The organism is Weissella hellenica (assembly GCF_005405545.1).
Taxonomy (GTDB): Bacteria; Bacillota; Bacilli; order Lactobacillales; family Lactobacillaceae; genus Weissella; species Weissella hellenica.
Genome location: NZ_BJEG01000014.1, coordinates 1 through 14,417, shown reverse-complemented (window position 1 = coordinate 14,417; position 14,417 = coordinate 1). Strand labels below are relative to the sequence as shown.

14 protein-coding genes and 1 riboswitch are annotated in these 14,417 nt (G+C 36.8%); of the genes, 12 read left to right on the top strand and 2 right to left on the bottom strand.

What is annotated here, in order from left to right; all coding sequences use genetic code 11:
• The first annotated feature begins 262 nt into the window (after positions 1-262).
• The 9 genes from rpiA (at position 263) to FFM61_RS07395 (ending at position 9,930) form a co-directional block, all read left to right on the top strand.
• Positions 263-946, top strand: coding sequence for a ribose-5-phosphate isomerase RpiA (rpiA, locus tag FFM61_RS07435; protein ID WP_083194533.1), 684 nt, complete (start codon positions 263-265; stop codon positions 944-946).
• 102 nt (positions 947-1,048) lie between these two features.
• Positions 1,049-2,773 carry a phospho-sugar mutase gene (locus FFM61_RS07430; RefSeq protein ID WP_074427912.1) on the top strand — a complete coding sequence of 575 codons (1,725 nt, stop codon included), beginning with the start codon at positions 1,049-1,051 and terminating at the stop codon, positions 2,771-2,773.
• Positions 2,774-2,926: 153 nt separating this feature from the next.
• The gene (locus tag FFM61_RS07425; protein WP_074427911.1) at positions 2,927-3,496 is read left to right on the top strand and encodes a LemA family protein; all 570 of its coding nucleotides are present in this window, start codon (positions 2,927-2,929) and stop codon (positions 3,494-3,496) included.
• A 14-nt stretch (positions 3,497-3,510) separates the two neighbouring features.
• Positions 3,511-4,398 (top strand): zinc metalloprotease HtpX, encoded by an 888-nt coding sequence (gene htpX, locus FFM61_RS07420; protein ID WP_074427910.1) that lies wholly within the window; start codon positions 3,511-3,513, stop codon positions 4,396-4,398.
• Positions 4,399-4,508: 110 nt separating this feature from the next.
• Positions 4,509-5,879: a 23S rRNA (uracil(1939)-C(5))-methyltransferase RlmD gene (gene rlmD / locus FFM61_RS07415; RefSeq protein ID WP_074427909.1), complete on the top strand. Its 1,371-nt coding sequence runs from the start codon at positions 4,509-4,511 to the stop codon at positions 5,877-5,879.
• A 208-nt stretch (positions 5,880-6,087) separates the two neighbouring features.
• A complete protein-coding gene (locus tag FFM61_RS07410) occupies positions 6,088-6,636 on the top strand; it encodes a cysteine hydrolase family protein (RefSeq protein WP_074427908.1) in 549 nt (182 codons plus the stop codon).
• Between the two features lie 120 nt (positions 6,637-6,756).
• Entirely contained in the window at positions 6,757-7,749 is a 993-nt protein-coding gene (locus FFM61_RS07405; protein ID WP_074427907.1) for a Gfo/Idh/MocA family protein, read from the top strand.
• Between the two features lie 28 nt (positions 7,750-7,777).
• The gene (locus tag FFM61_RS07400) at positions 7,778-9,115 is read left to right on the top strand and encodes a DEAD/DEAH box helicase (protein WP_074427906.1); all 1,338 of its coding nucleotides are present in this window, start codon (positions 7,778-7,780) and stop codon (positions 9,113-9,115) included.
• 179 nt (positions 9,116-9,294) lie between these two features.
• Positions 9,295-9,930, top strand: a complete 636-nt coding sequence (locus FFM61_RS07395) for a redox-sensing transcriptional repressor Rex (protein WP_074427905.1) — start codon at positions 9,295-9,297, stop codon at positions 9,928-9,930.
• Between the two features lie 115 nt (positions 9,931-10,045).
• Here FFM61_RS07395 and FFM61_RS07390 read toward each other — a convergent pair whose 3' ends face one another.
• The gene (locus tag FFM61_RS07390; protein WP_074427904.1) at positions 10,046-10,702 is read right to left on the bottom strand and encodes a metal-dependent transcriptional regulator; all 657 of its coding nucleotides are present in this window, start codon (positions 10,700-10,702) and stop codon (positions 10,046-10,048) included.
• A 180-nt stretch (positions 10,703-10,882) separates the two neighbouring features.
• Here FFM61_RS07390 and FFM61_RS07385 point away from each other — a divergent pair, with 180 nt between their 5' ends.
• Positions 10,883-11,197, top strand: a complete 315-nt coding sequence (locus FFM61_RS07385; protein ID WP_074427903.1) for a hypothetical protein — start codon at positions 10,883-10,885, stop codon at positions 11,195-11,197.
• 169 nt (positions 11,198-11,366) lie between these two features.
• On the opposite strand, the gene FFM61_RS07380 is transcribed toward FFM61_RS07385, so the two are convergent.
• Positions 11,367-11,906: a folate family ECF transporter S component gene (locus FFM61_RS07380; protein ID WP_074427902.1), complete on the bottom strand. Its 540-nt coding sequence runs from the start codon at positions 11,904-11,906 to the stop codon at positions 11,367-11,369.
• 39 nt (positions 11,907-11,945) lie between these two features.
• Positions 11,946-12,039: riboswitch (THF riboswitch) on the bottom strand.
• Between the two features lie 206 nt (positions 12,040-12,245).
• On the opposite strand from FFM61_RS07380, the gene rbsR reads away from it, so the two are divergent.
• Positions 12,246-13,238 carry a ribose utilization transcriptional repressor RbsR gene (gene rbsR, locus FFM61_RS07375; protein WP_074427901.1) on the top strand — a complete coding sequence of 331 codons (993 nt, stop codon included), beginning with the start codon at positions 12,246-12,248 and terminating at the stop codon, positions 13,236-13,238.
• Between the two features lie 39 nt (positions 13,239-13,277).
• Positions 13,278-14,300, top strand: coding sequence for a DUF3114 domain-containing protein (locus FFM61_RS07370; protein ID WP_074427900.1), 1,023 nt, complete (start codon positions 13,278-13,280; stop codon positions 14,298-14,300).
• Positions 14,301-14,417 lie beyond the last annotated feature (117 nt).

The following is a 14,417-nucleotide window of genomic DNA, read 5'->3' as shown; positions in this document are numbered from 1 at the left end:
AATATGTTCCACAAGGCTGACACAGCAAATCACGTTATACAACGGCTTTAAAACGATTTTTTTGTTCTCTTTTGAAGGAAATGGTGTGAAGGCGGTTGTTGCAAAGCATAATAGTGTCTTGAAAACATAAAATATTTTGGGGTATGTATAGAGTATCAATTTACCACTTTAAAATGGTTAAATTGATACTCTTTTTTTGTATCTTTTTAAAGTATTTAACTTTAAAATAAAAGTATTAGGGGACAATTAGGAGAACATAGATATGCTAAGTAAACAGACGTTATATAAAAAACAAGCTGGGGAATATGCTGCTACCTTAATTGAAGATAATATGGTTGTTGGGTTAGGCACTGGCTCAACAGTCCGCTTTTTTATTGAAATGCTAGCGAAACGAATTAATACTGAAGGTTTAAATATTGTTGGTGTGACAACATCATCTAAAACGTCAGCATTAGCAAAATCTTTGGGTATTAAACTATCGTCAGTAGACGAAGTTCCGTATATTGATATAACGATTGACGGTGCTGATGAGGTCGATTTAAATTTTAATGGCATCAAAGGTGGTGGGGCCGCTTTATTATTTGAAAAAATTGTTGCGTTAAATGCACATAAAAATATTTGGATTATTGATGAGTCTAAGTATCATGATGTAATTGGTCAGTTTCCGCTACCAGTTGAAGTTGTACCTTACGGGAGCTATCAGCTTTTAAAGCGGTTTGAAGAGGCTGATTTGAACCCATCATTTAGGCGTACTGCAACGGGGAGTCGCTTAACAACAGATGTAGATAATTATATTATTGATTTATCTTTAGAACAGATTGATCATCCTAAAAGTTTAGCTTATTTTTTAGAGCAAATAATTGGCGTCGTTGAGCATGGGTTATTCTTAAATATTGTAGATGAAGTGATTATTGGTGGCGAGCAACTAAAAATAATCACAAAATGATGGTAGCGTTTTTTGTTCAGTAAATAAATATAATCATCCTATGGTACAATTAACTTTAGCTATGTTGGGGAATGTGAAACGAATAAAGGAGATACATTTAAGATGACTTGGCAAGAAAATTATCAAGTATGGGCAGAACACACGGATTTGCCAGAATATTTGCAAACAGAGATGATGGCTTTAGCGAATGACGATAATCAAGCAGAGGATGCTTTTTATCAACCATTATCATTTGGAACTGCTGGTATGCGTGGCTTGTTAGGGGCGGGTATTAACCGTATGAATATTTATACGGTTCGTCAAGCAACTGAAGGACTGGCTACTTTGATGGATTCCTTGAATGATGATGTGAAGCAACGTGGGGTTGCCATTTCATATGATTCACGTCATTTTTCACATGAATTCGCAATTGAATCAGCAAAGGTTTTAGGGGCACATGGTATCAAAGCTTACGTCTTTGAATCATTGCGACCAACACCTGAATTATCATTTACGGTACGTCATGTTAATGCATATGCAGGTATCATGATCACGGCATCGCACAATCCAAAAGAATATAATGGGTATAAAATTTATGGTGAAGACGGTGGTCAAATGCCACCAAAAGAATCTGACATCATTACGGCATCTATTCGTCAAGCAGATATGTTTGCTGTACCCGTTAAGTCACAAGAAGAGTTGGCAGCAACAGGTTTACTAGTAACAATTGGGAAAGACATTGATAATGCCTATTTGGCTGAAATTAAAAATGTGACAGTCAATCAAGAACTTATTGATGAGGCTGGTCATGATATGAAATTGGTTTATTCACCATTGCATGGAACTGGTGCTTTAATTGCTGGTCAAGCGCTAGCAAATGCTGGGTTTAAAAATGTGACGATTGTGCCAGAACAAGCACAACCAGATGGTGATTTTCCAACAGTGGCATTGCCAAATCCTGAAGATCCTGCTGCTCTGGCTATGGGGATTGCTTTGGCTAAGGAACAAGGGGCTGATGTTGTCATTGGGGTTGACCCAGACGCTGATCGGATGGGAACAGCCGTACGCTTACCATCAGGTGAATACCAACTATTAACAGGAAACCAAATTGGTGCTTTACTATTAAATTACCTACTAACAGCTAAAAAGTCAGCAGGGACATTACCAGCTAATGGTGTATTGGTAAAGTCGATTGTATCTTCAGAATTTGCGGCTGATATTGCAAAGAGTTTTAATATTGAAACCATCAATGTTTTAACTGGATTTAAATATATTGCTGAACAAATCCAAAACTATGAAGAAACACATGCGCATACTTTCTTGTTTGGCTTTGAAGAATCATATGGTTACTTAGTAAAGCCATTTGCACGCGATAAGGATTCAATCCAGGCAACTGTTTTGTTGGCAGAAGTAGCTGCGTACTATAAGTCACTAGGTAAGACTTTGTATGACGGATTACAAGATTTGTTTAATGAGTATGGATACTTTATTGAAAATACACAGTCATTAACTTTTAAGGGGATTGACGGCGCCGACAAGATTGCTGATTTGATGGCTAAGTTCCGTTCTGAACAACCCGTAACATTGGGTGATATTGTGGTTAATGAAGTAGCTGATTTTGCGTTACAAGTAAAAACAGATACGCAAACTGGTGTTGAAACAACACTAACATTGCCTAAGGCTAACGTGTTGAAGTATTGGTTAGCGGATGGTTCATGGGTAGCCGTTCGTCCTTCTGGTACTGAGCCAAAAATAAAACTATATGTTGGTACTAAAGGGGATACACAAGTTATTGCTGATGAAAAATTAGCAGCTATTCAAGCATCGCTTGCAGAATACGTTAAGTAAAAAAATCATTTAAATAATCAAGGAAGTCGAGACAGAGATGTCTCGGCTTTTTATGAATAAAAAATTTAAAAATTTCATGTATTTTTTATACATGGTACAATATATTTAAATAAAGTAGTGTATGAAGCTAGTTTATCAAGATAGGAGAAAACGATGATTGGATGGATAATTTTCGGTATAGTAGTAGTTTTAATTCTATTGTGGGTGGGAATCTATAATGGACTTGTGCAAGCACGTATGCGGACACAGGAATCATGGAGTCAAATTGACGTACAATTAAAGCGACGTAATGATTTAATTCCAAATTTAGTAGAAACGGTAAAGGGTTCAGCTAAATTTGAACAAGGTACTTTAGAAAAGGTGGTTAGTTTACGTAATGCAATTACGCAGACACCAACAAGTGATCACCAAAAAACAATGGCATTGTCTGACCAATTAACAAATGGTTTGAAGTCTATTTTTGCAGTAGCTGAAGCATACCCTGATTTGAAGGCATCAAATCAGTATAATAAATTAATGGAAGAACTAAGCAATACAGAAAATAAAATTGCTTATTCTCGTCAATTATTTAATACAACTACGGCAAACTACAATACAAAGTTGCAGTCTTTCCCAACAAATTTGATTGCTAAACTACACAGTTTTAAGCCAAGTGAATTCTTAGAGACACCGGCTGAAGAACGTGAAGTTGTTAAGGTGTCATTTAATGACCAAGGACTATAACGAGGTAATTAGCAATGTTATTTGAACAAATTGCAAAAAATAAGCGCAAAACAATTGTGCTATTTGTTGGTTTCTTTTTGTTCATGGGGATTGTTGGTGCTGCGCTAGGGTATTACTTGTTAAGTGCGTGGATTCCTGGCGTAGTGATTGCACTAATTACAGGAATTGTTTATGCCGGTTATATGTTTAGTCAGTCAACTGATGTTGTGATGAGCATGAATCACGCACAAGAAATTACCAATTCAGATCAAGCACCTGATTTATGGCACATTGTCGAAGATATGGCCTTAGTCGCAAATGTGCCAATGCCACGAGTATTTATTATTGATGATCCAAGTCCTAATGCATTTGCGACAGGTAATGATCCAGAGCATGCTGCAGTCGCAGCAACGACGGGTATTTTATCGGTATTAACACGTGAAGAGTTAGAAGGGGTTATGGCGCATGAGATGACCCATGTGCGCAATTATGATATTCGATTGCAAACCATTGCTGTGGCAATGACATCAGCAATTGCCATGCTTGCCAATTTTGGGACGCATTTTTGGTATTTCGGTGGCAATCGCCGTAGTAATGATAAAGAAGGTAATATTGTGGCGATGGTTGCTTCAATTTTGGTGTTGGTTTTAGCGCCAGTTGCAGCCACGATGGTGCAGTTAGCTATTTCTAGAAATCGTGAATTTTTAGCAGATGCTGGGGCAGTAGAACTAACACGAAATCCACAAGGCTTGATTCAAGCATTAAATAAGATTTCTAATAGTGAGCCTATGTCAGATGAAAATGTTTCACCTGAAAGTGCAGCACTCTATATTTCAAACCCCTTACAAACAAAAAAACTAACGAATTTATTTTCAACCCATCCACCAATGACAGAACGGATTGCGGCACTAAAAAGGATGTAGTTTTTAAAACACTTGACTATTAATTGGTAGTTAAGTGTTTTTGTTTGTAGTTGCCTGTGATACAATGAAATGATTGTTGGTCGTCGCAAAGGCCAAAGAAGGAGAAAGTAATGAAGAAGAAAGCCCCAGTGGTTAAAAATCAAGAATTTGATGCTGAAGTTATTGACTTAACATACCAAGGTAACGGTGTTGTTAAAGTTGATGATTTCCCCATCTTCGTAACAAATGCAGTACCTGGAGAAAAAATTCGGGTAGGCATTACCAAAGTTGCGACTAATTATGCTTTTGGACGTGTTGTTAAGACACTGGAAGCATCACCAAACCGTAATAATGATGTAAATAGTGCAGCCTTAACAACAGGGATTGCGCCATTAGCGCACTTGAAATATGATGCGCAATTAAAATTTAAGCAACAACAAATCAGTGAACTATTCCGTAAACAACACGTTGATGTGAATGTTGCGCCAACAATTGGGATGGAAAATCCAACTGGTTACCGTAACAAAGCGCAAATTCCAGCACGTGAAATTAAAGGTCAATTGACGACTGGATTTTTCCGTCGCGGCTCACACCGTTTGATGCCGATTGAAGATTTCTATATTCAAGATCCAGAAATTGATAAGGCAATTGTGATTATTCGTGACATCTTACGTAAGTTCCATGTGGCTGCTTATGATGAAGTTCACCACAAGGGTGTTATTCGTAATATCATGGTCCGTCGAGGTTACTACTCACACGAAATGATGGTTGTCTTGGTAACGCGTTCAAAGCGTATCCCAGGTGCAAATATTATTATTCCAGAGATTAAGAATGCATTACCTGAAGTAACGTCTATTATTCAAAATGTGAATCAAGATAAAACAAATGTCATTCTAGGGGATGTTAACCATGTCCTATGGGGAAACAAGGTTATCAAAGACACTTTGTTTGATAAGACCTTTGCAATTGGACCAAATTCATTCTATCAAGTTAATCCACAAACAACAGAAGTGTTGTACAAGTTGGCAGCTGATAAAGCTGAACTAACTGGTGATGAAACCGTTATTGATGCCTATTCAGGTATTGGAACAATTTCATTGACGATTGCTGATAAAGTTAAGTCAGTTCTAGGTGTCGAAGTTGTACCTGCTGCAATCGATGATGCTAAGCGTAATGCAGATTTAAACAATGTGCATAATGTTAAGTTTGAACTAGGTAAAGCTGAAGAAAAAATGGTTGCTTGGCAACAAGATGGTTTGCAACCGGATGTTATCTTCGTTGATCCGCCACGTAAAGGATTAACCCCTGAGTTAATTGATGCTGCTGCAAAAATGGCACCAAAGAAGATTGTTTATATCAGTTGTAACCCAGCGACATTAGTACGTGATATCGTGCAATTTGAAGAAAATGGATATGCGATTAAGGGTGATGTAAAACCTGTTGATCAATTCCCACAAACGACACACATTGAGTCAGTTACTGTGCTTGAACGTCAAAATTAATCGTGTGTGATTAGAGACGGGATAAAGTTGCTTCTAACGATGTTGTTATCATGGTTACTGCAGTAGAGTCCAATCTTTAAAAATATTGAAGGCTGTCAAGTATGCCATTTTTAGTGGTGGTCGCTTGATGGCCTTTTTTAATACCTAAAGCAAAGATGTTTTTACGCTTAAAAGCGTGGTACAATCAATACACGTGGGGTGACAAGACATGGCAAAAACACTACTAATTATTGATTATACAAACGATTTTGTTGATGATAAAGGTACTTTAACTTGCGGTAAACCAGGTCAAGTTTTAGAACCATATATTTTGGAGCAATCACAAAAATTTCTAGATAATGATGATTATGTTATTTTGCCTACTGACGGGCATTTTGAAAATGATATTTATCACCCAGCGCATAAGATATTTCCCCCACATAATATTGTGGGCACATGGGGGCAACAATATTACGGCCGCTTGCAGGATTGGTATGTAGCAAATCAAGATAATGAAAAAATTTATCGTTTTGACAAAAATCGTTACTCGGCTTTTCAAAATACGAACTTAGATATTTTTTTAAGAGAGCGAAACATTGATGATTTATGGCTTGTCGGCGTATGTACAGATATTTGTGAGCTACATACAGCAATCTATGGGTATAATCTAAATTATAATTTGACAATTCCGCAAGCTGGCGTAGCGACTTTTACTAAACAGGGTCAGGAATGGGCTTTACAACATTTCAAAAACAGTCTTGGCGCAACCGTTATTTAAATGGCGGTGGTGTTAGTTGCTTTTTATCATTTATATGATTTAAGGCAACTTTTTTTATTGCTGTAAATGGTATAATAAACAGTGGCTAATCGTACAGAACGGATTAAAAGGAGATGGATTATGACATACAAACTGGGAATCATTGGCACAAATTGGATCACGAAGCAATTCGTAGAAGCAGCTAATGAGTCAGGTCAATATGAATTAACAGCTATTTATTCTCGTCGCGAATCGACTGGTCAAAAATTTGGTCAAGATTTTAATGTTGACGCGGTTTATACTGACTTAGAAACTTTTTATAACAGCGGTATTGATGTTGTTTACATTGCTTCCCCAAATAGTGTTCACTTTGAACAAGTTAAGACAGCTATTGTACATGATATTCATGTAATTGTAGAAAAATCAGCGTTTTCAAACCCAAATGAATATGCACAAATTATGCAATTACTTGCAGAACATAAAAATGTGCGCTTGTTTGAAGCAGCGCGTCATATTCAACAACCTAATTTTAAAATTATTGAAGAGCAAGTCGCAAAAATGCCCAAAATTTCTGGGGCAACTTTTGTTTATGAAAAATATTCATCACGTTTTGACGAATATTTAGCAGGAAATGAACCTAATGTTTTGAGCCGTCAATTTAGTGCGGGTGCTTTAACCGATTTAGGAATCTATCCAATTTATGCAATTATTAAATTGTTTGGAAAGCCACAAGCCAGTCATTATTTTGCAACGCCATTACGTAATGGCGCCGATGGTCGTGGGATAGCCATCTTACGTTACCAAGATTTTGATGTCACAGTCGAATTTGGTAAAGGATCTAATAGCCATTTGAATTCAGAAATTTTAGGATTACGTGATACATTAGTGATTGGTGATATTGCCGAAGTATTAGATATTACTTATTACGATGCAGATAAGGTTGCGCATGAATTAAGCCAAGCACCTGCGACAAATCCAATGATTTCCGAGGCAGAGCTATTTGCTGATATGATGACCAATAAAACTGAAACTAAGACAGCTTACGAAACATTATTGACACTAAGTCAAACTGTTAACCAAGTACTATTTGACTTACGCCAAGATGCAGGTATTGTATTTCCTGCAGACAAATAGCACACTGGTTAGATATTAAGGAGAAAAGATGGATTCCCGTTTTGAAGAACGTTTAACAAGTGTTGGATTTACAACTTTAACACCGATACAAGAGGCAGTTGCTAATCCTTTAGCCGAAGGACAATCAATTGATGCTTTGGCACCAACTGGAACTGGTAAAACATTAGCTTTTACATGGCCATTATTGCCGAAATTAGTACCAAATGATGGTGAACAATTATTAATTTTAGCACCATCGCAGGAACTAGCCATGCAGACCACAAGAGTTGTGCGTGATTGGGCCAATATTTTGTCACTAAAGGTATTGTCACTAACTGGTGGTGCTAACGTTAAACATCAGTTAGACCGGTTAAAAAAGCATCCTGAAATCTTGGTGGGGACACCAGGCCGGGTTAGCGAACTCATTGGTAACGGTAAATTAAAGCTAAAGCGTTTACGGACGGTGATTCTTGATGAAGCTGATGAATTATTACGTGACGATACGGCCAACCAAATTGATCAAATTTGGGATACAATCGCAGACGAGGACGTCCAAGTTGCTTTGTTTGGTGCAACTGAAGTTGACACGACAAAAGCAAGCGGCCTTTTTGAACGAGATTTCTTGCGTATTGATCAGCGACATGTAGAAATTCCAACCGCAATTAAGCATGAATTTTGGCCAACCGCACGTGATCAACGCCAAAAGCGGTTACGTCAGTTAGCTACGCAAAAACATTTTCAAGCAATGGTATTTTTTAATACGACAAAGCAACTAAAAATTACAGCTAGTTTCTTAGCCCATGAACATGTGGCAATGGCAACGTTGGTGCGTGGTGACTCAAGTACGACACGTGCTAAATCATTGGATAATTTCCGTAAGGGGACAGCCAAGTTCTTATTAACGACTGATGTGGCAGCGCGTGGTCTGGATATTCCAGATTTACCAGCAGTTATTAATTTTGATTTACCACGTGATGGTGAAACCTATACACATCGTGCAGGTCGTACTGGCCGTATGGGTAAAGCAGGGCTAGTAATTTCATTTGGTAATGATCATGATCAACGTGACTTAAAGAAAATGGTCGCTGTTGAGATTAAAACGGTTACGGGTGTTAAAACGGTCGTATCACATAAAGCGAAACCACAAACTTCATCAGCCGATAAGGCACATAAGGTTTATAAAACAAAAAATACAGTTAGCGACAATGCCCGTAAAGTAGTTAGTGATGCAAATGATACTGGTGAGGCACCCCAAAATAAACAGTCAAAGAAGACCGTTAAGAAGGCGCTTAATACGCAACCAACAGTATCACGACAAGATCGATTAGCCAAAGAAAAGCATGCGAAAAGGAAACACCGTAAGAATAAAGGAAAGCCAAAACATTAAGCAATAGGTATACCAATTTGAAGAAACCGTTTACAAAATAAAGCCTATTTGTGAATTATTAATTGTTATTTAGTTCACAAAAATCACTGCATGTGTTATGATAATAGGTAGTATTGGTTTCACAATGTTATTTTTTGCTTGTGAAACTTGTTAAATTTTGAAAAAAGAGGTCGAACCAAATGGTTGAACATGATATTCCTAAAGCAACGGCAAAGCGATTGCCAATTTATTATCGGTATTTGAATTTGTTGCTTGATTCTGGGACTGTTCGCGTTTCATCAAACGAATTATCTGAAGCGGTAAAATTTGATGCCGCAACAATTCGACGTGATTTTTCTTATTTTGGCGCATTAGGTAAACGTGGGTATGGGTATGATGTTGAAGCTTTGATGAATTTCTTTGGTGAAATTTTGAATCAAGATACGTTAGCTTCAGTTGCATTAGTTGGTGTTGGAAATCTTGGGCAAGCATTATTGAATTTCAATTTCCATCAGAGTTCTAATGCACGTATTGCAGCAGCATTTGATGTTAAGCCAGAAATTATAAATACCATTCAATCAGGTATTCCAGTTTATAGTTTAGCCGATTTGGAAAGTCAAATAATGGATCAACGTATTGATGTTGCAATTGTAACAGTACCAGCAGATGTGGCACAAGATGTTGCTAATCGTCTAGCTAATGCAGGAATTCGTGGAATCTTGAATTTCACGCCACTACGTTTAGATGTCCCTAATAATGTACGGGTACAAAACGTGGATCTAACAAATGAGCTGCAAACGCTATTGTACTTTATCAATAATTTTGGCGATAAATAAGTAGAAAGTGTTATGGAATAAATCCGTGATCTATCAAGTAGATGAATAAACGGTGTTAAAAAAGGACATTAAGCGACCAAATTAGCTTAATGTCCTTTTTGTCTATAATTGTTGGTTAATCATTAACATAAATGAAGTCGGCTGCATGTTGTGTTACTTGTAACGTTGTATCATCTGATACTAGCACTAATGGTCCGTCAAATGGTAAACGTTCTTTAATTGACCAAACTGTATTAAGTCCTAACTTAAGTGTCTCTGTATATTGCAAGAGTTCTAAGTCTTCAGTGAAACTATTAATTTTAACAGTTTCACCATCATTAGCTTCACGTAATGATCGTAATGATTTAGGTGAATAGTGGTGCTCAATGTCGGGGATAACGAGACCATGTGGGCTTAGGTTTGGGGAACCTAAGTATTTATCAAGCGCATTAATGAATTGATCATCAGCATCGTGGTCTAGGTTATCTGCATTTGAATGCGCTTCAGAAATTGATAATCCTAATTTAGTTGCACCAAAAGTTTCTATTAGTCGATGTGAACGAATTAAACGTAGGGCAGTTTCACGACCGGGTTTTGTTAAAGTGACCCCATAATAAGGAATAACATTAACCTCACCAGCTTCTTGTAATTTTGCTAACATATTTGATACGGATGAAGGGGTAACATTTAAGTGTTCAGCGATTTGGTTATTTGAAATTTTGGTTGATTCATCGCCACCACTTAATTCTAATATGGTTTGTAGATACTGTGTTTTCGAAATGGATTCGGTCATAGTGTAAAAATTCCTCGTTTTGTAAATTGATTAATAGGGTTAATTATACCATAAATTCCCATTAATATTCTTTTCAATGATGAATATTTTTATATGCTTGAAAAAATAAAAATGATTAGTTATGATAAAAATATAGAATTAATAAGCATCAGTTGTTAGTAAAATAGTTGGAGGTTAATAATGTCGGAAATTAAAACAAGTCATCATCATAAGTCACACGGATGTGCAGGTATTCGTCATTTACTGAAGAATACACGAGATATTCCAGATCATTTGGTCGAGCAATTAGTAAGGGCATTAGAAAATACGTTAACATGTCACCCCGAAATATTTGTTGGTCAAGTGTATGATAGTTGCGTTTATCGAATTGGTTGTGGTGATATTTATACTGAAACCAAATTGCTGTTTGCAACACCAGATGTGCGCAATAAATTTGCCAGTTCATTTGAAGCAGCGTGTTGTCATGTGGGGTTCACCGTACATCGAAGTTACTAATAATAGGTTAAAAACTATTTCTAATTTCTATAATTAGTAATTTTGATGATTGTTATGATGTAAATGTTTTTAGAACATATTAAAAAGCAGTAAATTAACCGAAAATAAATTGGTTGATTTACTGCTTTTCTAAATTAAGATAGCCAAGGGTATCTTAATGATTTTCGTATTAAATTTTGCTATGTAACGTTTCAATTGTTTTATTATTAAGTAATAAAAATAATAGGATACTTTGGATTGGCCAAAAGACGATTTGTTTGATAATACGTAACCAAATTAAAGACAAAATCGTTTCTGTATTATGAATATTACCAATTAATGTGACCCATAGTGTATTGAGAATCACATTGACGATGAGTAATACGAAGAAAACAGTAATCACAACACGAAGGATCGAAATAGTTTGACGATTATAAAAAGAAAAGCCATATATACCAGCTGCAATGATAGCTGAAATCGTGAAGCCCCAAAAATAGCCGTAACCGTTCATCAAGCTACTAATAACATCCATAAATGTTGCAACTAACATCCCCCAGTAGGGGCCGTACCATTTAGCAATGATACCAACAATCAAGAAAGTAAAACCAACTTTGATGGTTGCAGTACCAAGCGAAAAGCGGCTAATGACAAGCTGTAATGCCATTAAAATGCCTAACATGGCAAGTTGCTTTGTGCGTAATTGTGATAATCCATATGATAATGTTTTCATTCGAAAACACCTCCTTTTAAATTGGAGGGTTTCACTTGTTGCAGTGAATGTGATTAAGATATCGCGGAAAAACCTTCGTCTGTGGCCCACATTCCGTTTCCACAACACTTGACGCATCTTAACCTACCCTGAGTGACTTACAAGAATATATTATACTGTTCTTTTGTTTAAAGTAAACAAGTATTGTTAAATAAAAAGTTAAAAAGGTTTTTAAATGGTTTAAACGTTGGTAAAATGTTTTAATATATATTAGCTAAATTTAAAAATAATCCATTGTTTTTAATTGTAAAAAAATGGCTAGTCGCGCTACAATTTAATTAATGGAATAGAGGTGTTTAAATGGGAAAAGTGTCAATTAGAGATGTGGCCAGTTTAGCTGGCGTATCTATTGCTACTGTTTCACAAGTTTTAAATGGTAAAGGTGGCCGCTTTTCTGAAAAAACAAAGGCCAAAGTATTGGCTGCTCGTGATGAAATTGGGTATGTCCCAAATGCTAGCGCACGCAGTTTAAAACAAGGTGCTAACATGCTGATTGGTGTGGTAGTCCCTAGTTTACAGATACAGTTTTTTGGGAATATTGTGCAAAAAATGCAAGAACATTTACCTGAAAATACGTCATTATCAATTATGACGGCTGATCGAGGGGCGGCTGATCAAGCGGTTGAAACGTTGGTTAATTCAGGCGTTCATGGGATTATTGTTGTTAGTCAATTGACGCAACCAGTGGCTATTGCACAGAGCTTGAAAAGGCGTGGGGTTGCGCTAGTCGTATTAGAAAACCATGATGAATTATCTGATGCTGATGCTGTTTATGCCTCAGATAAAATCGGGGGGCGTTTGGTAGCACAGCATCTAATATCGTTAGGCCATAAACATGTGGTGCTATTAGGTAATCAACTATATACTGATAATCTACTTTATCGAACAGCCTCTTTTAAAGAAACTATGCTGGCTGCAGGTGCAAAGGTAAGTGAGGTGACGACACGTAATTTAACCAAACATGCGGGTCGAGCAGCCGCAATGGCAGTCTCGATTACACAAGCAACGGCGGCTTTTGCACTCAATGATGAATTAGCAGTGGGCTTAATATCTGGTTTAAATGCACATGGTATTCGGGTACCAGAAGATATATCCGTTGTTGGCTATGATGATACAGATTATGCCGAATTCTTTACACCAGCGTTAACAACAGTCCAACAACCAGTTGAATTAGTGGTTAAAGCAGCAATAAAAACAGTTATAGAGCGCATTAAACAACCAGATATGACACGTCAAGTAACGGCTTTTGATACAACATTAGTTATACGTTCATCAACTGCACCGTTAAAGTAAAATATGGTAAGCTATTTGTAGCGAGGAGGTCATTTTGTAATGACAGGATTGTTTAAACGAACGCGAGAATTAATAAAGTCACCAAATGGGGTGGATAAGCGTCGAACGTTAATGACAGCTACTTTATCGACGCAAACAACGCATCTAATGAATGATGGTTGGCTACCTAAATCAATTGCAGCGTATGTTGATGAAATTTTTAATAATGAACAATTAAGTGATGAAACTATGCAAGCTATTTTATCAAAAGCATGGTTGGAAGCTCATCGTGTTGGCTCTCATTTATTTACGAAGATGTATGTTGCTGGCTTCCATCGTGGTGGTGTGCCAGCAACGGATCGTTTAGAGATGTTATATGCTATTTTGGGGATGACGGTTAGTTCAGCAAACTTTGTAAAAATGACAAAATTAGGCCATTGGCCCACTCGATTTGAAAATAAAAATGCAGACTTATATTACTTGCATATCGAAAATATGGCAGAATGTCAGGATTATTTAGAATTTGTTAAACAAGTTGCTTTTATGATGCGATTAAAGCATCATACTTGGAATGGGATTCGTTCTAAATATGAAACAAGCCATCAATTGGATAAAGTGATTGATAATCAATTGCGTTATTATTTAAGTAAACCGGTGGTTGACTTAGTCAAACGTGATCAGTTGACACAAGGTGATGTTGCTGAAAAAATTGTACAATTAACGGGTACACCAGTTTCATATCCAAAGGCTAACTTCCATAATCGTGGTGTCGTTGATAATAGTCATGTCAAAATGGCCATGCCAGGTTATCATTTAGAATTGATTTTTAATGCCCAAGGTGACATTATATCGATGTGGCCAGCACTTGAAGCGCATCAAACAGTGACGAAAAGTGGTGCGTTAGTATTCTCAGAAGAACAAACAGATTATTCATTGTCTGAATTACAGATGATTGCAAATACAGAGTCAACTAATTATGCTAATGCAGGGGGCCAAATTCATCAATCATTAGATGTAAAACCGGCTAATCGGCATGCTGGTCTAGAGTCAGATCTGCGTAATTATGCCAAGAGTAAATTTTAATAAACCGTAACATTTTAAAAAGTCGCAAACTGCCAAAATTATGGCTCTATGTCAAACAGCGTGAAAATCGTGAAATTGACTTAAAGAGTTTGTGAAATATAGCTTGCGAATCTGACA